The organism is Streptomyces boluensis (assembly GCF_009908195.1).
Classification (GTDB): Bacteria; Actinomycetota; Actinomycetes; order Streptomycetales; family Streptomycetaceae; genus Streptomyces; species Streptomyces boluensis.
The window spans coordinates 1-20479 of the sequence record NZ_JAAAHS010000109.1; the positions used below are offsets into that span (position 1 = coordinate 1).

A 20479-nucleotide genomic window follows, 5' to 3' on the forward strand; every position below is an offset into this window, starting at 1 on the left:
CCCAGCTACCGCTGGGGGCGCCCCCAGCCCTGCGGAACGCCTGCCCACAGCAGGGCAGGAGTCAGAGATACAACCCCGCGTCCGCGCCCTCGCGTTGGTCCGGGACCTGGGTGGGGCTTGTGCCGCGGCGGAGGGCGAAGAGTTCGGCGAGGGTCGCGCCCTCGCGGCCCACGGCGTCCTCGCGGTCGGGGAAGTCGGGGCCCAGCCAGTTCAGGGACTCCGCGCGGGTCAGTCCGCCCACCTCGATCCGGGCCAGACAGCGGCCGGGGCGGACCACGGCCGGGTGCAGCCGCTCCAGGTCCTCGTTGGTGGTGACGCCCACCAGGACGTTCCGGCCCTGGCCGAGAAGTCCGTCGGTGAGGTTGAGCAGCCGGGAGAGGGCCTGGCCCGCGGTGTGCTTGGCCTCGCCGCGGATCAGCTCGTCGCAGTCCTCCAGGAGCAGCAGCCGCCAGCGGCCACCGGCCGAGCCGTCGTCCTCACCGATGGCGATGTCCATCAGATAGCCGACGTCGGAGAAGAGGCGCTCCGGGTCGAGTACGCAGTCCACCTGGCACCAGTCCCGCCACGAGCGGGCGAGGGTGCGAAGGGCCGAGGTCTTGCCGGTGCCGGGCGGTCCGTGCAGGAGCAGCAGCCGGCCCGCGATGTCCTGCGGTGTGGTCTTCATCAGCCGGTCCATCGCGTCGGCGACCGGCGTCGTGTAGTTGCCGCGCACCTCGTCCCAGCTGCCTGCGGAGATCTGCCGGGTGGTGCGGTGCGGGCCGCGGCGCGGTGACACGTACCAGAAGCCCATCGGTACGTTCTCCGGCTGGGGTTCGGGCTCGTCGGCGGCGCCGTCCGTGGACTGATCGACGATCTCGCGGGCGAGTTCCTCGGTGACCGCGGTGACGGTGACGTCCGCGCCCCGGCTCCAGCGGGAGATCAGCAGCGTCCAGCCCTCGCCCTGGGCGAGCGTCGCGCCGCGGTCGTCGTCGCGGGCGGCGCGCAGCACGGTGGCGCCCGGCGGCAGCAGGGTCAGGCCGGACTTGACGCGGTCGATCGACGAGCTGTGCGAGTACGGCTGCTCGCCCGTCGCGAAGCGGCCGAGGAACAGCGCGTCGACGACATCAGCGGGGGAGTCGCTGTCGTCGACGTTGAGCCGGATCGGCAGGACACCGTGAGGGTCAGCTGGCATGCCGTCCATGATCCGGCACCGCCGCCCGTCGTGCACCGCATTTCCCGGGGTGCGGCCGTGTCCCGCGGCACGGCGGACCGGGCGCCTCCGTGTCTCCGTGGCCGTCAACTCCGCTGCTGCGCGCCGCCGTTGAGGGAAGGCGGGGCGGCCCCGGCCGGAGCCCGGAGGCCGCGTGGTGGAATGACCGGGCGGCGCTGACCGACGGCCGCGACGGTACGAGGCGGCCACCGGGCCGTACGGGCGGGGGAGACGAGTTGGCGGGTTCGGCGAGACCGAAGCGGCGCAGGGCGGCGGCCCCGGCACTGACCGTGCAGCCGCGCACGGCCCGCCCGCGCATGGCGCGGGAGCGGAAGGACGGCGGGCGCCGCAAGCGGGCCTGGTGGCCGGGCGTCGCGGCCTTCGGCCTGGTCGCGGGAATCGCGGGCCAGTTCCTCTGGGCCGCCCCGGTCTGGGCCGCGCTCGCGCCGAGCTGGCCGGGTCAGGGGTACGGACTCGCCGTCACCGTCGGCCTGTTGCTGCCCGGCGTGATCGCCGCGGCGGCCATGACGGGCCTGTGGTCGAAGCGGCACGCGAGTGCGGGGGCGGTGGGCCCCGCGCTCGGCTCGGGCGCGGCCTCCGTGGTGTGCTTCGCGGCGAGCGTGTTCCTGATCGGGGTCATGGTCGGGTCGGTCAAGCCCAAGGCGCGGCACCGGGAGGCCGACTGCTCCATGTCGGGCGGCGCGTGCTGGATCGGCGAGCACTACCCCTGGGCCTGGCTGCTCGGCCTGCTAGTCATCCCGGTGGGCATCCTGCTCGCCATGTGGGTGAACGGCAGGTTCGGCAGCCGTACGCCGAACGGGCCGACGGCCACCTCCGGCGAAGGGCCCGGCGCGGAGGCCTGATCCGCGATCTCCCATCGGTGAACGAGGCGTCATCTTCCGTACGGCAGAAGGAAGTTGTCCGGTGAAGACGCCCTTCGCAGGTCAAACCTTGTCCGTGTGAAGGTCCCCGTACCAAACCTTCTTGGCATGGACGCTCCCGGAGCAAGTCGGCGCGTGCTACCACGGCTTGTGCAGAGATCCTGCTAAAGGGAGGTTCCATGAGACTGTCCCGAACTACCGCGTACGCAGCTTCACTTCTTCTGGCGGCCGGCCTCGCTCTCACCGGAGCGGGCACGGCCGCGGCGGCGGACAATGCGGCCGCCGAGGCCTATGTGGCCCTCGGCGACTCCTACTCCTCGGGTGTCGGCGCCGGCAACTACGACAGCGGCAGCGGCGACTGCAAGCGCAGCACCCGCGCCTACCCGGTCCTCTGGGCGAACGCCAACTCGCCCTCGTCCTTCGACTTCACCGCCTGCTCCGGCGCCCGTACCGGCGACGTGATCAACAACCAGCTGGGGCCGCTCGGTTCCGGCACCACACTGGTCTCGGTCACCGTCGGCGGCAACGACGCGGGCTTCGCCGACGTCATGACCACCTGCGTCCTGCAGTCCGAGAGCACCTGCATCGCGCGCGTCAACGAAGCGAAGGCCTACGTCGACAACACGCTGCCCGGCAATCTCGACAAGACGTACGACGCGATCAAGGCCAAGGCCCCCAACGCCCAAGTGGCCGTGCTCGGTTACCCCCGCTTCTACCAGCTGAACGGCAGCTGCGCCGCGGGTCTCACCGAGAACGAGCGCGCCGCCATAAACGGTGCCGCCGACCACCTCAACGCCGCCACCGCCAAGCGCGCGGCCGACCACGGCTTCGCCTACGCCGACGTGGCCGGGGCCTTCACCGGGCACGAGATCTGCTCCGGCGACTCATGGCTGCACAGCGTCAACTGGGGCAACATCGGTGAGTCGTACCACCCCACCGCGGCCGGCCAGTCGGGCGGATATCTGCCCACGTTCAGCAGCGCCGTCTAGCACCGCGCTGCCCCCCACCTGATCGGTGCCGTTCTGCGGGTAGGGGTCTCCGGCCACCGGAGGCTCCTGCTCGCATTTCTTTCTGCCTCGCGCTCCCTTCTGTACGGGGCCGCCTCTTTCTGTACGGGGCCGTCGCGCCGGGCCCCGCGCCAGGTCCCCGCAGTGGTGATCGTCACAGCGAAACGGTGAACCGCCCGCCCCGCCCCGCGCCTCGCCCGACCGCGAACGGCCCCTGTATGTCCGCCATCTGGAGGTACGGGCGAACAGGCTGGCGGTTGCGTCGGCGCCTGAAAGACACTCACCTCACCGGACGGTAACCCCAGTTGTCCAACTCGCCCTGGAATCAGGCAGATTCGGAGAAGGCTGGTCAACCTGCCCGAAGCGCAGGTGAATCCCGTGACCGGAATACACGAGTGTCACTGCGGGGCGATAGGGTTAACCTGCCCGGGCCGGGTGCCCTCGTACGGGTGGGGAGTGACATGGAACAGATAACAGTGCGCAGCAGGGCTCGAGTCCCTGCGATCACCTGCGGGAGCAGCGCGACCAGCTCTCGTCTCGACCGCCATCTGTCGGTGTTGGGCGGCCCCGCCGTCCCGCAGCGCGAGGCGGCGGAGGCGACGTTGCTGATGCGTGAGCTCACAAGGCGTGATGTGGCGCACGAGCGCACGAGCCGTGTGGCACGTGTGCGGAAGGTCTCGCTCTTCGCGCCGCTCAGGCGGCTGACCCGTTCGCTTTTCGGCGGCCACTGAGCCGTCGTCGGCGCGAACAGGAAGAACAGAGCACGACAGTGTGGGCCCGCAACCGCGGGCCACATCCCCCGTCCAACGCCCGCGCTCAGGCGATCACACCGTCCCTACGCATTGCTGCGATCTCGGCGCCCGACATCCCCACGGCACGCAGCAGCGCCTCGGTGTGCTCGCCCAGCGCGGGCACGGCACCCATCACCGGCTCCGCCCCACCCGGCAGCGTCACCGGCGGCAGCAGCGCCCGCAGCGGCCCCACCGCCGAATCCACCGTGCGCCACCGCTCCCTCGCCGCCAACTGCGGATGCGCCGCCACCTCCGTGACATCCCGCAGCCGCGCACACGCGATCCCCGCCCGGTCGAGCCGTGCAAGGGCCGTGTCCACGTCCAACCGCCCCAGCGCCTTCGCCACCAGCTCGTCCGTCGCCGCCCGCCGCGAGGTGCGCGCCGCGTTGGTCGCGTACGCCGGGTCGGTCCCCAACTCCGGCTGTTCCAGGACCAGTTCGGCGAGCCGCTGCCACTCCCGGTCGTTCTGCACCGAGAGCAGCACCCGCGCGCCGTCCGCCGTCGGGTAGGCGTCGTACGGCGCGATCACGGCGTGCGCGAGGCCGGTGCGCGCCGGGGGTTCGCCTCCGTGCATCGCGTGGTGCAGCGGGTGCCCCATCCACTCCGTGAGCGCCTCCAGCATGGAGATCTCCACCGGGCCGCCGAGCCCCGTCGTGGACCGCCGCAGGAGCGCAGCGAGGACCCCGGAGAACGCGTACATCGCGGCCGCGATGTCGGCCGCAGGAATGCCCGCCTTCACCGGCTGCTCCGGCGTCCCGGTCACGGACACCAGGCCCGCCTCGCACTGCACCAGCATGTCGTAGGCTCGCTTGTCCGCGTACGGGCCGCCCGCCCCGTACCCCGAGATGTCCACGGCCACCAGACGCGGATGCGCCGCGCACAGCGTCGCCGCGTCCAGGCCGAGCCGGGCCGCCGCGCCCTGCGCGAGGTTCTGCACGAACACGTCCGCCCCGGCCACGAGTTCCCGTACCACCGCGAGGCCGCGCGGGTCCTTCAGGTCGACCGCGAGGGACTCCTTGCCGCGGTTCGCCCACACGAAATGTGAGGCCAGACCGGCGGCCGCGGTGTCGTAGCCGCGGGCGAAGTCACCGCCGTCGGGGCGCTCGACCTTGATGACCCGAGCCCCCAGATCGGCGAGCTGACGGGTCGCGAACGGAGCGGCGACGGCCTGCTCCACGGAGACGACCGTGATGCCGTCCAGGGGGAGCGGCTGCGGGGAGGGCGGAGGCATGTGCATGGTCCAAGATCCTGAACCCTGCGTAACGCCTTTGTCACCCCTGGATGTTGACGTGGCAACGCGCAGAGTCCAGGGTGCTGATCATCGGCAAGCACTTGGCCGGTACACCGATCCGCCCCCCCGCTCCGTTCCCTGCTCCACGCCCCGTCCGCGCCACCGCCCGCACCCCCGGAGGCCCGCGTGTGTGACCTGCACGATCAGCACGAGCACGACCACGAGACCGCCGCAGGCGGCCACCCCTCGCTCAGCCGCCGCCGCGTGATGCAGCTCCTCGGTGCCGCCGGTGTCACCGCCGCCGCGATGAGCGCCGACGCCGACCCCGCGATGGCGGCGGCCGCCGAACAGGCCGATGCCGACGGCGCGTACCAGGCGCCCGAAGGGCTCGCCGAGGACAGCGCCGCCAAGACGGCCGCGCTCGCCTGGATCTCCTCGAACGCGGACCGGATCACCGGTCTGAACGAGGAGATATGGGACAACGCCGAGCTCTCCCTGCGCGAGTGGAAGTCCTCCATCGCCGAGGCCGAATTCTTGGAGAAGAGCGGATTCCAGGTCGAGTTCGGCACCGCGGGCTTCCCCACCGCGTTCACCGCGACCTTCCGGCAGGGCTCCGGCGGACCGTCCCTGGGCTTCAGCGGCGAGTACGACGCGCTGCCCGGCCTCTCGCAGAAGAAGGGCGTCGGCCACCACGACCCGCTGGAGTACGTGCACGACCCGTACGCCCCCTCGTACGGTCCCGGCCACGGCTGTGGGCACAGCGCGCTCGGCACCGCGGCCGCGGCGGCAGCGGCGGCGGTGGCGCAGGCGGCGCGGCGGCACGACCTGCCGGTGACCGTGAAGTTCTTCGGCTCCACCGCGGAGGAGAGCCTCGTCGGCAAGACGTACGCGGTCTCCGAGGGCGTGTACGACGGCCTCGACGCCTTCCTCGACTGGCACCCCTCGACCGCCAACGCCACCGGCTGGGGCAGCACCACCGCGATGACCGCGGTGACCTTCACGTTCCTCGGCGTCGCCGGGCACGGCGGCACCCCGCTGGGCAACAAGTCGGCCCTGGACGCGGCCGTGATGATGGCGACCATGTCGGAGTTCCTGCGCGAGGAGAACCTGGCGCCCAGCGGCCGGCTGCACTGGGTGATCAACAACGGCGGCGACATCCCGAACGTCACGCCGGAGATCGCCGAGATCTCGTACTACGTACGCGAGGGCAGCCCCGCGCGGGTGCAGGTGCTGCTCGACAAGGTGATCGCCGTCTCCGAGGCCGCCGCGAAGGCCGCGCAGACCAGCGTGCGGCACCGGATCACGTCGGCCTGCTGGAACCAGCTGCCCTCGAAGTCGTTCGCCGAGCTGCTGCACGACAACATGCGGCAGATCGGGCCGCCCGAATTCACCGACGGCGCCCACGCGTTGGCCAAGGAGCTGCAGAAGTCCCTCGGCCTGCCGGAGAAGGGCATGCACGCCGAGATCGGGGCGCTCAGCCCGCCCAACCCGGTGTTCATGGGCGGCGGTTCCACCGATGTGGCCGACATCAGCTGGAACGTGCCGACCGTGTCCATGGGCGCGGCCCTCGCGCCCATCGGCACCAAGATGCACACCTGGTCGACGGCGGCCTGCGCGGCGGCGGCGCCCGGACAGGCCGCGGTGGTCGCCGCGGCGAAGTACCTGGCCGCGACGGCCGTCGACCTGCTCACCCAGCCGGAACGCCTGAAGGCCGTCAAGGATGAGTTCGCGGAGCGGACCAAGGGCGTGGAGTGGAAGACGGCGCTGCCGGAGGGGTACGAGCCGCCGATGTACGAGCCGCCGGCGTGGTTCCTGCAGAAGACCGGCCAGAAGTGGCCGCCGGGGAACATCACGTGGCCGCCGAAGCGGGTGGTCTCGCAGGAGCGGTTCTCTTCTTTGGGGCCGGAGTTGGCACCGCAGAAGTAGGTTCCCTGGGCGATCAGCGGCACCGTCGACTCGGGCACCGTTGATCGCCCTGCGGGCTCGTCCTCAAACGCCGGACGGGCTGAATTTTGCGGGTAGGGGAGAAATCAGCCCGGCCGGCCATACCGCCGAACCGCCAGCGGCAGGCACACCCCGATCAGCACCGCGCACCACGCCAACGACCCCGCGACCGGATGCGCGACAGGCCAAGAAGCCCCCTCCGGGACCGGCGCGTTGCCGAACAGGTCCCGCACCGCCGTCGTCACCGCGCTGATCGGGTTCCACTCGGCGACCGTGCGCAGCGCGGAGGGCAGGTTGTCGGTGGGGATGTACGCGTTGGACAGCAGCGGCAGCATGAACGTCGCGCCGCCCAGCTGGCCCGCGGCCTCCTCGCTGCGGGAGGCGAGGCCGAGCAGGATCCCCACCCACGTGGTGGCGAACCGGAACAGCAGCAACAGGCCGAACGCGCCCACCGCTTCCAGGGCGGACCCCTCGATCCGCCAGCCCATCGCGAGCCCCACGAGCAGCAGCGGAAGCAGGCCCACGGCCGTGGTGAGCAGGTCGGCCGAGGCCTGGCCGAGGGGGACGGAGGCCCGGCTCATCGGCAGGGTGCGGAAGCGGTCCATGACGCCGCGGTGGGAGTCCTGGGCGGCCGTGAACATCCCGGTCATGATGCCGTTCGCGGCGGTCGCCACGAGCAGCCCCGGCACCAGGAACGCCCGGTAGTCGGCGCCCGGCATGGCGAGCGCGGGGCCGAGTACGTACCCGAAGAAAAGCAGGAACACGATCGGCATGGTCTGGGTCATGACCGCGATCGCCGGGGCGTGCCGGAGCCGGAGCAGGTGGCGGCCGAAGACGGCGGAGGTGTCGTAGGCGAGGGTGCTCATGCGGCGATGGCCTCCTTGGTGGCGGTGAGGCGCAGGAACACCTCGTCGAGAGTGGGCGGGCGCAGGCTCGCGTCCAGCAACGGCACGCCCGCGGCGTCGAGTTCACGGACCAGGCGGGGCAGCGTGAGGGTGGCGTCGAGGGTGATCGCGGCGGCCGTACGGCGCTCCGCGTCGAGCACCGGCTCCGTACCGGTCAGCCGGTCGAGCACGACAGCGGCGGCGGGCAGGTCGGCGCGGTCGGCGACCACGGCCTGCGCGTAGCTGCCGATCGTCGCCTTGAGCTCGGCGGGAGTGCCGCGGTGGGCGGCGCGGCCCTCGTCGATCAGCACGATGTCGTCGGCGAGCCGGTCGGCCTCCTCCAGGTACTGCGTGGTCAGCAGCACCGTCGTACCGGCGTCCGCCAACTCCCGTACGGAGTCCCAGATCGCGTTCCGGCTGTGCGGGTCGAGCCCGGTCGTCGGCTCGTCGAGGAACAGCACGCGGGGGCGGGTGATCAGGCTGGCGGCCAGGTCGAGGCGGCGGCGCATCCCGCCGGAGTAGGTGTGCGCGGGCCGGTCCGCGGCGGCCACGAGGTCGAAGCGCTCCAGGAGTTCGGCGGCGCGGGTGCGGGGTGCGCGCAGCAGCTTCGCGAACAGGCGCAGGTTCTCGGCGCCGGTCAGATCCCCGTCGACGGAGGCGTACTGCCCGGCGACGCCGATGTTCCGGCGCACCGCGTGCGGTTCCCGTACCAGGTCGTGTCCGGCCACCCGCGCGCTGCCCGCGTCCGGGGTGAGCAGGGTCGTCAGGACGCGTACGGCGGTGGTCTTGCCCGCCCCGTTCGGCCCGAGCAGTCCGCACACCGAGCCCTCGGGTACGGCCAGTTCGAGCCCGCGCAGGGCGTGCACATCGCCGAAACGCTTCTCCAGACCTTCACTAAGTACAGCGTACGTAGAAGTCATGCGCCCACCGTAGCGCACTACGTACGGTGTACGTAACTACGATGGTGGGCGAGGTGATGATCCATGGCGGGCCGAGCGGCCGAACCCGAAGTGATCTGGGCGCGCCCCGAGCGCACGGGACGCGGACCGAGACCCGCGTACAACCGGGGCGACATCGCGGCGGCGGCCGTGCGGATCGCCGACGCCGACGGCGTCGACGCGGTCTCCATGCGCCGGGTCGCGGCCGAGATCGGCTGCGGCACCATGTCGCTCTACAACTACGTGCCGCGCAAGGAGGACCTGTACGAGCTGATGGTCGACGCGGTCAGCGCCGGGTACGACCTGTCGGCGCCGCCCAGCGGTGACTGGCGCTCCGACATGCGCGGCATCGCCCGCCAGGCCCGCGGCATCCTGCACCGCCACCCCTGGATGACCCGCGTCATGTCCACGAGCTACGGCTTCAGCCCCAACGCCCTGCGGTTCCTTGAGCACTGCCTCGCCTGCCTTGAGCCGCTCGACGCGCCCGGCGGCACCAAGATGGAGCTCATCGCGATGATCAACGGCACGGCGATGATCTCCGTCGCCAACGAGCTGGCCAACGCAGAGCGCAGCCGCTCGCTGCCCTGGACCGAGGAGCAGGAACAGGCCGTACGCGGCGCGTACATGATGAGCCAGGTCGGCTCCGGCGCCTACCCGCACCTCGCCGCCCTGATCGCCGAGGGCCCACCGCCCCCGGACGCGGACGAGGCCTTCGAACGCACGGTGGACCGGCTGCTCGAAGGGTTCGCGTAAGCGCCGGTCGATCTAGGGTTGCCGCGTGCCCGCGTACGCCGCTTCCACCACGCTGCTGCCCGTCAACTTCACCCTGGGCGCGGTCCTCGCCGTGCTGCTCGTGGCGGCCGCCGTCGTCGCCGCGCTGGCCCGGCTCAGCGTCGCCGAGGACCGGCGGAGGGGCCGCGAGATCGTCGTCGCCGGGCTGCGCGCCGCCGTCCAACTGGGCGTTGTCGCCCTGGTGATCGGCTACGTGGTCCGCTCGGTGCCGCTGCTCCTCGGCTTCCTCGCCCTGATGTACGCGGTCGCCACCCGCACCGCTGGGCGCCGGATCACCGACGACCGCAGCTGGTGGTGGGCGGCCGCGCCCATCGGCCTCGGCGTCGCCCCGGTGGTCGCGGCGCTGCTGATCACCGGGCTCGTGCCGCTGAAGGGCATCGCGCTGATCCCCGTCACCGGCATCCTCATCGGCGGCGCGCTCACCGCCACGGTGCTCGGCGGGCGCCGTGCCCTGGACGAACTGCGGGACCGCAAGGGCGAGGTGGAGGCCGCCATGGCGCTGGGCCTGACCGACGCGGAGGCCCGCCTGCTCGTGGCCCGCCCGGCCGCGTCGGACGCCCTCCTGCCGGGCCTCGACCAGACCCGTACCGTCGGCCTCGTCACGCTGCCCGGCGCGTTCGTCGGCATGCTCCTCGGCGGCGCCTCACCGGTACAGGCGGGCGCGGTGCAGCTGTTCGTGCTTGTGGCGCTGATAGCGGTGCAGGCGGTGGCGGTGGCGGTGGTGCTTGAGCTGGTGGCCCGAGGGCGGCTGCGACGGCCGGACGCCGACGTTTGAGGTCGATGAGGCCGGGGGGTGGGGTTACAACAGCGCGAACTGTCCCCCCGGCCCCTCCTCCTCATGATCAAGCACCGACGCAGGCCGCCGCGCCGCCCCCGGAACGGGCAGCACCCCGGCCGACCGCAACGCCCTCTCGGTGAGCGGAGCGCCAGCCGCAGCCCGTACCAACTCGTCCTGGCGCGGCCGCACTTCGGCAAGCAGGGCGAGCACCGTGATGAGTTCGAGCAGCTCCGACGTCCAGGCCTGCGGCCAGGCGGACGGCCGCAGCGCGTCCAGGCCTTCCGGCTGCTCCGCCGGCGTACGCCGCTCGAACCACAGATCGAGGACGCGTACCCCGCTGACATGGAAGTCCCACGCGGCCGACGGCACCGGGGAGATCCGGCCCTCGCCCACGTGCAGGGTCTCCTCCTCGCGGTCGTAAAGGAGGTCCGTGGGGCGGGCGGGGAGCGCGGCGCGGACGTACGGGCGGCGGCCGCCGGGGAGTTTGGGGCGGTCGCCGGAGCGCAGGTGCAGCCAGAGGATGCGGCGGCCGAGGTCCACGCCGTGCGCCCACACGTCCGGGTCGGCGGTCAGCGGCACCCGGCAGCCGGCCGGGGTGCGGCGGGCCGCGGCGAGGGTCCAGGCGAGGAGTTCCTCGGCGGTGACCTCCCCGCCGGTGCGGGTGCCGAGGGCGGCCAACAGGCCCGGCGCGACGTTCGGTTCGGCGCCGCCGGGGCGCCGGTAGAGCGGCCGGATACGGCCGGGGCGCCCGGCGGGGGAACGGCCGTCGGGCAGCAGCGCGGTGGCGACGACGGCGGGCGACGCGGCCGCCGCGCCGGGCACGAACCCCGGTTCCACGACGAAGAGTTGACGCTCGTCCGCGACCCGCCACAGCTCGGGCCTGGCCGCGTCGATCAGCCGGTGGTCGGGTATCAGCCACTGCTCGTCGAACGGCCCGTGCAGCACCCGCACCGGCTCCGGGCACGGCCCGGTCTCGGCGGCCAGCGCGCCCGTCCCCGTACGCCGGCCGGGGAGCTGGGCCACGGAACTGGCCGGGGTGCGGGACCTGCTGGGCCGGAAGAGTTCAGTCCGCCGCTCGCCCTCGGCACGAAGGAGCGCCGCCCAGCGCGCCTTCAGGGACGCCGCGTCCGGCGCCATCGGCCAGGACCGGCCGAGCCGCAGCGGCGGCACCGACCAGGGCAGCAGATCATCGAGCAGCGGGGCGGCGGAAACGGCTGCCACGTCCTCGTCAGTCACCTACCGATCGTACGACGTGATCAGTGGGCGTCCAGGGTGACCGTGAAGGAGAACCGGTCGCCGCGGTAGTGGATCCGCGCCACGTCGACGACCTGCCCGTCCTCGTCGTACGTGATGCCGGTGTAGTGCAGGATCGGGCTGAGCAGCGGCACTTGGAGCAGCCGTGCCGTCTCCGGGTCCGCGAGCCTGGCCTCCACGGTGTCCGTGATGCGGCTGATGCGTACCCGCACCACATCGCGCAGCACCTTCGTCATCGGCCACCGCTCCAGGTCCGCGACCTCGATCCGGGCGGCCACGTCGGGGCGTACGAAGTTGCGTGCGTGGTTGGTCGGTTCACCGGTCTGCTCGTCGCTGCGCAGCCGGTGGTACGTGCCCACCTCGCGGTGGTCGGGGAAGAACTCGGCGACGTCCCCGGGCACCGGGCCGCTGCCGTGCTCCAGGAGCTCGGTGCGCATCCCGGACTGCTGGGCCACGATCGCGTCGACCGAGCCCAACAGCCGTACCGGCGAACCGCGTTCGGCGCTCGGCTCGATGAAGGTGCCGCGCCGCCGGTGCCTGCTGATCAGGCCCTCGTCCTCCAGCTCCTTCAGCGCCTGGCGCATGGTCAGGACGCTCACGCCGTAGTGCAGCGCCAACTGCTCCTCGGTCGGCAGGCGCAGCGAGGCGTCCGGCGCGCGGCCCAGTATCGAGGCGCGCAGGGACTGCGACACCTGGTACCACAGCGGCAGCTTGCGGTTGAGGACGATCGAGTCCGGGGCAAAGGCGGTCATGGCTGCTCCGCTCCGTATGGATCCGCTCCGTCCCACGACCGGTTCACGACGGAATGCGGCGGCTTGGTCGGGCGCGTACGACCGGTCTCACGACCGGAAATGACGCTGGAGACCTTGCCACACATCGTCGTAACCCGTCTGCAGCTGGGAGGCCCCGGCCGCCTGCGCGGACGCCGTCACCGGCCAGCGCGTCTCGAACATGAACGCCAGGCCGTCGTCCACCTTCTGCGGCCGCAGCTCGGCCGCGGACGCCTTGTCGAAGGTGGCGCGGTCCGGGCCGTGCGCCGACATCATGTTGTGCAGCGAGCCGCCGCCCGGCACGAAGCCGTCCGCTTTCGCGTCGTACGCGCCCTCGATCAGGCCCATGTACTCGCTCATCACGTTCCGGTGGAAGTACGGCGGCCGGAACGTGTCCTCGCCCACCAGCCAGCGCGGCGCGAACACCACGAAGTCGACGCCCGCGAGCCCCGGGGTGTCGCTCGGCGAGGTCAGCACCGTGAAGATCGACGGGTCCGGGTGGTCGTAGCTGAGGGAGCCGAGCACATTGAAACGGTGCAGGTCGTAGACGTACGGAGTGTGGTTGCCGTGCCAGGCGACGACGTCGAGCGGGGAGTGGTCGTACGTCGCGGACCAGAGGTTGCCGCAGAACTTGTTGACCACCTCCACCTCGCCCTCGACCTCTTCGTACGCTGCCTCGGGCGCCCGGAAGTCCCGTGCGTTCGCCAGGCCGTTGGCGCCGATCGGGCCCAGGTCGGGCAGCTGGAACGGCGCCCCGTAGTTCTCGCACACATAGCCGCGGGCGGTCGCGTCGAGCAGCTCCACCCGGAACCGCACCCCGCGCGGGACCAGGGCGACCTCGCCCGGCTCGGCGCGCAGCAGCCCCATCTCGGTGCGGAGCAGCAGGCCGCCCCGCTCGGGCACGATCAGGAGCTCACCGTCGGAGTTCCCGAACACCCGCCGTTCCATAGGGGAGTTGGCGTGGTAGAGGTGCACGGCCATGCCGGTGCGCTGGGTCGCGTCGCCGTTGCCGCCGAGGGTCCACAGGCCGTCGAGGAAGTCCGTGCCGGGCGCCGGTTCGGGCAGCGGGTTCCAGCGCAGCCGGTTGGGGTCGGGCACGGAATCGGTGAACGGGGCGGTGCGCACCGAGCCGTTGTCGATCCGGGTGAACGCCGGGTGGGCCGCGGAGGGGCGGATGCGGTACAGCCAGGAGCGGCGGTTGTGCGCCCGCGGCTCGGTGAACGCGCTGCCGCTCAACTGCTCCGCGTACAGGCCGAGAGGGGCGCGCTGCGGCGAGTTGCGGCCGTGCGGCAGGGCGCCGGGGACGGCCTCGCTGCTGTGCTCATTGCCGAAGCCGGTGAGGTACGTGAGCCCCTCCGCCGTCTTCCGCGCCTGCTCGGTGCCGCTCATGGTGCGCTCCCCGCTGCCGTAGGAATAGCCGAAGGAATCCTATGGACAACCGTAGGATTCCTTGGAGGCCCCGTCAACGGGGCCAAATCCAGCCTGTCCGGCGATTGAGGACGAGCCCGGAGGGCGATGGAGCGGGGTCCGGGGCGGCAGCCCCAGGTGGCCGAGCCCCGGACGACGGTGCGGACTATTACCCTCACCCCATGTCCTGGACCCCCGAACCGCAGGCGAACCTGCGCCGCGCCCCCGTGCAACAGCGCAGCGCCGAGCGGCTGAACCGGATACTCGACGCCTGCGCGGCGATGCTCGACGAGGTCGGCTACGAGGCCCTGAGCACCCGGGCCGTAGCCGATCGCGCCGAGGTGCCGATCGGCTCGGTCTACCGCTTCTTCGGCAACAAACGCGCCATGTCCGAGGCGCTCGCGCAGCGCAACCTCGACCGGTACGCGGAGCGCATCAACCTGCGGATCGCGGCCGTCGCGCACGACGACTGGCGGACCGCGGTCGACGCCGGGTTCGACGAGTACCTGACCATGAAGCGCACCGTCCCCGGCTTCGCCCTGGTCGACTTCGGCGGCCCCGTGCAGGCCCCGTCGGAGGCCAACCACCTGCTCGCGGACCGGCTCGCCGACCTGCTCGCCCAGCACCTGGGCCGGCCGCTCGACGCCGACCTGCGGCGCTGCGTCCTGGTCGGCGTGGAGGCCGCGGACGCGGTCCTCAGGCTCGCGTTCCGGTGCGGCCCGGAGGGCGACCCGGAGCTGATCGCGGAGGCGCGCGAGCTGCTGCGGGCTTACCTGGCGCGGAGGTTGGGGTAGGGGACGCGGGCCCCGCGGCTCTGTCCCGCAGACCTGATACCCGCCCCGCAGACCCCTCGCCACCGTGCGTACCGGTCGGTATGCTCGCCCTCGGATTGTGCGCCGCCGCTGCCGCCGCCCAGGGAGGGCCCGTGTCACGCAACGCCCGTACCGTGCAGGACCCGAGCCCCACCACACCCGCCGACGGGCGCCGTACCGCGCTCCGTATCTGCCCCCTCTGCGAGGCCACCTGCGGGCTCACGCTCACCGTCGAGGGGACCCGGGTGACCGGTGCCCGCGGTGACCGTGACGATGTGTTCAGCCGTGGCTTCATCTGCCCCAAGGGCGCCGCCTTCGGCGCGCTCGACGGCGACCCGGACCGGCTCACCCGGCCCCTGGTCCGGCGCGACGGCGTGCTCCGGGAAGCGAGTTGGGACGAGGCCTTCGACGCGGTCGCCGCGGGCATCCGGCCCCTGGTCGAGCGGTACGGGCCGAACGCGGTCGGTGTCGTCCTCGGCAACCCCAACGTCCACACCATGGCCGGCGCCCTCTACCCGCCGGTCCTCCTCAGCACCCTCGGCACCCGCAACCTCTTCACCGCCAGCACCCTCGACCAGATGCCCAAGCACGTGTCCTCCGGGCTCCTCTTCGGCGACCCGATGGCGATCCCGGTGCCCGACCTGGACCGCACCGACCACCTGCTGCTCCTGGGCGCCAACCCGCTCGAGTCCAACGGCAGCCTCTGCACCGCACCCGACTTCCCCGGCCGCCTCAAGGCGCTGCGCGAGCGCGGCGGCCGCCTCACCGTCGTCGACCCGCGCCGCACCCGCACCGCCGACCTCGCCGACCGGCACCTCGCGATCCGCCCCGGCACCGACGCCCTGCTCCTCGCTGCGCTCGTGCACGTGCTGTGCGAGGAGGACCTCACCGACCTCGGGCGGCTCGCGGGGTACGTGGAGGGGGTGGCCCAAGTCCAGGACGCGGTGGCCGAGTTCACGCCCGAGGCCGTCGCGGACGCCTGTGACATCGAGGCCGCCACGATCCGTACCCTCGCCCGCGAGCTCGCCGCCGCGCCCACCGCCGCCGTATACGGCCGCATCGGCACCTGCACCGTCGAGTTCGGCACCCTGGCGAGCTGGCTGGTCGACGTCCTCAACACCCTCACCGGCAACCTCGACCGGCCCGGCGGCGCCCTCTTCCCGCTCTCCGCCACCGACCGCGCGCCCCGGCCCGCCGCGCCGGGCAAGGGCTTCGCGCTCGGGCGCTGGGCGAGCCGGGTCGGCGGGCACCCCGAGGTCAAGAGCGAGCTGCCCACCGTCGCGCTCGCCGAGGAGATCGACACCCCCGGCGAGGGCCGGCTCCGCGCCCTGGTCGCCATCGCCGCCAACCCGGTGCTCTCCGCGCCCGACGGCGACCGGCTCGACCGGGCCCTCGCCGGGCTCGACTTCATGGTGAGCGTCGACCCGTACCTGAACGAGACCTCCCGCCACGCGCACGTGGTGCTGCCCCCGCCGCCGCCCGCCCAGAGCGCGCACTACGACTTCGCCTTCAACGCCCTCGCCGTACGCAACCAGGCCCGCTACACGCGCGGCGCCGTACCGCTCCAGGACGGCGCCCTGGACGAGTGCGAGATCCACGCGCGGCTGATCCTCGCCGTGTCCGGAATGCACGGGGCGCCGCCGCACGCCGTGGACGACATGGTCATCGAGCGCGCCCTCGGCAAGGCCGTCACCGACCCGCACCAGGCCGTGCCCGGCCGCGACCCCAAGGAGCTGGCCGCCCTCCTCACCGGCGAGACCGGCGCCGAACGCCGCCTCGACCTGATGCTCCGCCTCGGCCCGTACGGCGACGGCTTCGGCGCCGACCCCGAGGGCCTCAGCCTCGCCCGGCTGCTCGACCACCCGCACGGCATCGACCTCGGCCCGCTCACGTCCCGGCTGCCGCAGGTCCTGCGCACCCGCAGCGGGCGGGTCGAGCTGCTGCCCGCGCCGGTCGCCGCCGACCTGCCCCGGCTGCGCGGCGCCCTGGACCGCGACCCCGACGGACTCGTCCTGGTCGGGCGCCGCCATCTGCGGTCCAACAACAGCTGGCTGCACAACGTCCCCGTACTCAACCGCGGTTCCAACCGCTGCACCCTGCAGATCCACCCCGAGGACGCCGCCCGCGCCGGGATCACCGACGGGGCGAACGTCCGCGTCAAGGGCGCCGGGGGAGAGGCCGAGGCCCCGGCCGAGCTCACCGAGACGGTGCGCAGGGGCGTGGTGAGCCTGCCGCACGGCTGGGGCCACGACCGGCCCGGCACCCGTACCCCGGTTGCGTCGGCCACCCCCGGCACCAACAGCAACCAGCTGCTCGACGGCACCCTGCTCGACCCGCTGTCCGGCACGGCCGTACTCAACGGAGTGCCGGTTCTGCTCACGCCGAGCGGGCCGGAACCAGAGGAAACGCTGTGACCTGGAGTTTTGCGCTTATTGCTCGCGTGTCAACATCTTGTTAACGAGGAATAGCGGGTCTTAACGTCGGGCGAACCGCCGACCCTGGTGGGAGTTCAAGGGCGAACGTTAGGTCCCCAAATGCTGACAATCCTTGGCTTCGCCATGATCGCGACCTTCCTGGTTCTGATCATGATGAAGAAGATGTCGCCGATAGCGGCACTCGTGCTCATCCCCGCGCTGTTCTGTGTGTTCGTCGGGCAAGGAGCAAAGCTCGGGGACTACGTCCTCGACGGCGTCACCGATCTGGCGCCCACCGCGGCGATGCTGATGTTCGCCATCGTCTACTTCGGCGTGATGATCGACGTCGGTCTCTTCGACCCGATCGTCCGAGGCATCCTGCGCTTCTGCAAGGCCGACCCGATGCGGATCGTCGTCGGCACCGCGGTGCTCGCCGCGATCGTCTCGCTCGACGGCGACGGCTCCACCACCTTCATGATCACCGTCTCGGCGATGTATCCGCTCTACAAGCGCCTGAAGATGAGCCTGGTCGTGCTGACCGGTGTCGCCGCGACCGCCAACGGCGTCATGAACACCCTCCCCTGGGGCGGCCCCACCGCCCGCGCCGCGACCGCGCTCAAGGTGGACGCCTCCGACATCTTCGTGCCGATGATCCCGGCGCTCGCGGTCGGTCTGCTCGCCGTCTTCGCCCTCTCGTACGTCCTCGGCATGCGCGAGCGCAAGCGCATCGGCTACCTCTCCCTGCACGAGGTCACCGAGACCGCCGACGAGAAGGTCCTCGTCGGCGCGGGCTCCGGCAACGGCAAGAGCGCCGACTCCGGCAAGGGCTCCGGCACCGGCGACCACAGCGCCCCCTCGTACGAGAACGAGGACGGCGAGACCTTCGCCGGGCTCGACCCGAACCGCGCCACCCTGCGCCCCAAGCTGTACTGGTTCAACGCGCTCCTGACCGTCGGCCTGCTCGCCGCGATGATCATGGAACTGCTGCCCATCCCGGTGCTGTTCCTGCTCGGCGCCGCGCTCGCGCTCACGGTCAACTTCCCCAACATGACCGACCAGAAGGCCCGCATCGGCGCCCACGCCGAGAACGTCCTGAACGTCGCCGGCATGGTCTTCGCCGCCGCCGTCTTCACCGGCGTCCTGCAGGGCACCGGCATGGTCGAGTCCATGGCCAAGTGGATGGTCAGCTCCATCCCCGACGCGATGGGCTCGCAGATGGGCCTGGTCACCGGCCTCCTGTCGCTCCCGCTGACCTACTTCATGTCGAACGACGGCTTCTACTTCGGCGTCCTCCCCGTCCTCGCCGAGGCCGGCGCCGCCCACGGCATCGCGCCCGTGGAGATCGCCCGCGCCTCCATCGCCGGCCAGCCGCTGCACATGTCGAGCCCGCTGGTGCCCGCCGTGTTCGTGCTCGTCGGGATGGCCAAGGTCGAGTTCGGCGACCACACCAGGTTCACCGTCAAATGGGCCGCGCTCACCTCCTTGGTGGTGCTCGGTTCCGCGATTCTCTTCGGGATCATCTGACCTATGCAGGACGGCAGTTCAGGGCCCGGAAGGACGTGGCTGCTGCGCCTCGTCATCGCCTTCAGCTTCGCGCAGGGGGCGGTGTCGATGGCGCGGCCCGCCGTGTCCTACCGGGCTCTCGCCCTTGGCGCCGACGAACGCGCCGTCGGCGTCATCGCCGGTGTGTACGCGCTGCTCCCGCTTTTCGCGGCCGTACCCCTCGGCCGCCGCACCGACCACGGCAGGTGCGCGCCGCTGCTGCCCGTCGGCGTCGTCCTGATCGCCGCCGGCTGCGCCCTCAGCGGCGCCGCTGACTCCCTCGCCGCGATGGCCGCGTGGAGCGGCGTGATGGGTCTCGGGCACCTCTGCTTCGTGATCGGCGCCCAGTCGATCGTCGCGCGGCAGTCCGCACCCGCCGACCAGGACCGCAATTTCGGCCATTTCACGATCGGGGCCTCACTCGGCCAGCTCGTCGGCCCGATCGCCGCCGGATTCCTCATCTCCGAGCAGGACGGGGCGATGGCGCGGACCAGCGCACTCGCCCTGATCGTCGCCGCGGCGGTCTCCGCCGTCGCCTTCACCTCGCTCTGGCGCATCGAGCACCGCGCCGCCGCCGGAACCCGCAAGGAAACGGGCGCCAAGGTGCCCGTCCACCGCATCCTGCGCACCCGCGGCGTCCCCGCGGGCATCTTCATCAGCCTCGCCGTGCTCTCCGCCACCGACATCCTCACCGCCTACCTGCCGGTCGTCGGCGAGCACCGAGGCATCGCGCCCGCCACGATCGGGCTGCTGCTCAGCCTGCGGGCCGCCGCCACCATCGCCTGCCGACTGGTGATGACGCCCATGATCAGGCTGATCGGACGCACCGCGCTGCTCGTCACGACCTGCCTGGTCGGCGGCCTCCTCTGCGCCGGTATCGCCCTTCCCGTACCGGTATGGGGCCTCGCCGTGATGCTCGCCGTGCTCGGCTTCTGCCTCGGCGTGGGCCAGCCGCTCTCCATGACGACGGTCGTCCAGGCCGCCCCCGCCGACGCCCGCTCCACCGCGCTCGCGCTGCGCCTGACCGGCAACCGGCTCGGCCAGGTCGCCGCCCCCGCCTCGGCCGGACTCGTCGCCGGAGTCGCGGGCGCCGCCGCCCCGTTCCTGATGCTCGGCGGACTCCTCGTGGCCGCCGCGGGCCTCGGCCTGCGCGGCGGACTGCGCGGAGTGCGGACGCAAAGCACACCCGACACACCGGCCGAGAAGCCGGTATCGAAGGACCCCGCACGGCACTGAGCAGGGTGGATCCAGCCACACCGCACATCTGGTTAACACACAGTTCACCTGGCAACCCGCACACTGGATACCGGACTTGGGCACAATGGTGATCATCGCCTGGCGACCACCGTGACGCCCGAGGCGTGAGCGGCCTTTGCCGTTCCAGGAGTGAACCGACCAGAGGTGCAAGGGGGTTGAGATGCGTCGCAGCCGTGCCCTGCTCCATGCCGTGGCCACCGCGCTGACCACCACCCTCTGCGCCCTGCTCGCCCTCGTCCTCGCCACCGACACCGCCGCGGCCCATCCCGGCGGACCACCCGGCGAGGCCACCCTGACGGCGTCGTACGACGTGACCCGTACGACGGCGTCCCAGGCCGCCCACAAGGCGAGCCGAGAGGCGGCGTACGAGGTGCCCCACAAGGCGCCCCGTACGACGGCCGCCGCCCCCGCGACCACCGTCGTCGCCGCGCGCACCGGACCGCTGACCGGCGCCTCCAGCATCGAGCACGACCGGCACCCCGGTCCCGTCGACGACTGCCGGCACCGGCGCGCGGTCCGCGCCTCCCTCGGCCTGGCCGCACCCCAGCCCGAACCCTGCGACCAGTGCTGCGCCCCGGCCCCTGTCTC

18 protein-coding genes are annotated in these 20479 nt (G+C 72.2%); 11 read left to right on the forward strand and 7 right to left on the reverse strand.

What is annotated here, in order from left to right:
* Window positions 1–61: 61 nt before the first annotated feature.
* A complete protein-coding gene (locus GUY60_RS16105; protein WP_161698342.1) occupies window positions 62–1171 on the reverse strand; it encodes a DUF5925 domain-containing protein in 1110 nt (369 codons plus the stop codon).
* 89 nt (window positions 1172–1260) lie between these two features.
* On the opposite strand from GUY60_RS16105, the gene GUY60_RS16110 reads away from it, so the two are divergent.
* From GUY60_RS16110 to GUY60_RS39010, 3 genes are all read left to right on the forward strand, one after another.
* Window positions 1261–2052, forward strand: coding sequence for a hypothetical protein (locus GUY60_RS16110; RefSeq protein WP_161698344.1), 792 nt, complete (start codon window positions 1261–1263; stop codon window positions 2050–2052).
* A gap of 197 nt (window positions 2053–2249) precedes the next feature.
* Complete coding sequence (locus tag GUY60_RS16115; RefSeq protein ID WP_161698346.1) at window positions 2250–3059, forward strand: SGNH/GDSL hydrolase family protein; 810 nt, start codon at window positions 2250–2252, stop codon at window positions 3057–3059.
* A gap of 479 nt (window positions 3060–3538) precedes the next feature.
* Window positions 3539–3808 (forward strand): hypothetical protein, encoded by a 270-nt coding sequence (locus GUY60_RS39010; protein WP_161698348.1) that lies wholly within the window; start codon window positions 3539–3541, stop codon window positions 3806–3808.
* Between the two features lie 85 nt (window positions 3809–3893).
* Here the strand turns inward: GUY60_RS39010 and GUY60_RS16125 are convergent, their stop codons facing one another.
* A complete protein-coding gene (locus tag GUY60_RS16125; RefSeq protein ID WP_161698350.1) occupies window positions 3894–5105 on the reverse strand; it encodes a CaiB/BaiF CoA transferase family protein in 1212 nt (403 codons plus the stop codon).
* A gap of 180 nt (window positions 5106–5285) precedes the next feature.
* On the opposite strand from GUY60_RS16125, the gene GUY60_RS16130 reads away from it, so the two are divergent.
* Entirely contained in the window at window positions 5286–7025 is a 1740-nt protein-coding gene (locus tag GUY60_RS16130; protein ID WP_312866321.1) for an amidohydrolase, read from the forward strand.
* Between the two features lie 104 nt (window positions 7026–7129).
* Here GUY60_RS16130 and GUY60_RS16135 read toward each other — a convergent pair whose 3' ends face one another.
* Both GUY60_RS16135 and GUY60_RS16140 read right to left on the reverse strand, forming a co-directional pair.
* Window positions 7130–7909, reverse strand: coding sequence for an ABC transporter permease (locus GUY60_RS16135; protein WP_161698351.1), 780 nt, complete (start codon window positions 7907–7909; stop codon window positions 7130–7132).
* Entirely contained in the window at window positions 7906–8847 is a 942-nt protein-coding gene (locus GUY60_RS16140; protein ID WP_161698353.1) for an ATP-binding cassette domain-containing protein, read from the reverse strand. Before GUY60_RS16140 ends, GUY60_RS16135 begins: the two co-directional genes overlap by 4 nt.
* 63 nt (window positions 8848–8910) lie before the next feature.
* Here GUY60_RS16140 and GUY60_RS16145 point away from each other — a divergent pair, with 63 nt between their 5' ends.
* Both GUY60_RS16145 and GUY60_RS16150 read left to right on the forward strand, forming a co-directional pair.
* The gene (locus tag GUY60_RS16145) at window positions 8911–9618 is read left to right on the forward strand and encodes a TetR/AcrR family transcriptional regulator (protein ID WP_161698355.1); all 708 of its coding nucleotides are present in this window, start codon (window positions 8911–8913) and stop codon (window positions 9616–9618) included.
* Between the two features lie 25 nt (window positions 9619–9643).
* Window positions 9644–10432 (forward strand): ABC transporter permease, encoded by a 789-nt coding sequence (locus GUY60_RS16150; protein ID WP_187370038.1) that lies wholly within the window; start codon window positions 9644–9646, stop codon window positions 10430–10432.
* Window positions 10433–10456: 24 nt separating this feature from the next.
* Here GUY60_RS16150 and GUY60_RS16155 read toward each other — a convergent pair whose 3' ends face one another.
* From GUY60_RS16155 to hmgA, 3 genes are all read right to left on the reverse strand, one after another.
* Window positions 10457–11671: a type ISP restriction/modification enzyme gene (locus GUY60_RS16155; RefSeq protein ID WP_312866322.1), complete on the reverse strand. Its 1215-nt coding sequence runs from the start codon at window positions 11669–11671 to the stop codon at window positions 10457–10459.
* Between the two features lie 20 nt (window positions 11672–11691).
* Window positions 11692–12441, reverse strand: coding sequence for a GntR family transcriptional regulator (locus GUY60_RS16160; RefSeq protein WP_161698357.1), 750 nt, complete (start codon window positions 12439–12441; stop codon window positions 11692–11694).
* A gap of 87 nt (window positions 12442–12528) precedes the next feature.
* Window positions 12529–13848, reverse strand: a complete 1320-nt coding sequence (hmgA, locus tag GUY60_RS16165; RefSeq protein ID WP_161698359.1) for a homogentisate 1,2-dioxygenase — start codon at window positions 13846–13848, stop codon at window positions 12529–12531.
* A 200-nt stretch (window positions 13849–14048) separates the two neighbouring features.
* Here hmgA and GUY60_RS16170 point away from each other — a divergent pair, with 200 nt between their 5' ends.
* From GUY60_RS16170 to GUY60_RS16190, 5 genes are all read left to right on the forward strand, one after another.
* Window positions 14049–14660 carry a TetR/AcrR family transcriptional regulator gene (locus tag GUY60_RS16170; protein ID WP_161698361.1) on the forward strand — a complete coding sequence of 204 codons (612 nt, stop codon included), beginning with the start codon at window positions 14049–14051 and terminating at the stop codon, window positions 14658–14660.
* Between the two features lie 131 nt (window positions 14661–14791).
* Window positions 14792–17092 (forward strand): molybdopterin-dependent oxidoreductase, encoded by a 2301-nt coding sequence (locus GUY60_RS16175; protein ID WP_312866323.1) that lies wholly within the window; start codon window positions 14792–14794, stop codon window positions 17090–17092.
* A 120-nt stretch (window positions 17093–17212) separates the two neighbouring features.
* A complete protein-coding gene (locus GUY60_RS16180) occupies window positions 17213–18616 on the forward strand; it encodes a CitMHS family transporter (RefSeq protein WP_161698365.1) in 1404 nt (467 codons plus the stop codon).
* 3 nt (window positions 18617–18619) lie between these two features.
* Window positions 18620–19870 carry an MFS transporter gene (locus GUY60_RS16185; protein WP_161698366.1) on the forward strand — a complete coding sequence of 417 codons (1251 nt, stop codon included), beginning with the start codon at window positions 18620–18622 and terminating at the stop codon, window positions 19868–19870.
* A 181-nt stretch (window positions 19871–20051) separates the two neighbouring features.
* Window positions 20052–20479 (forward strand): hypothetical protein (locus GUY60_RS16190; RefSeq protein ID WP_161698368.1); only part of this gene is annotated, 428 nt, incomplete at its 3' end.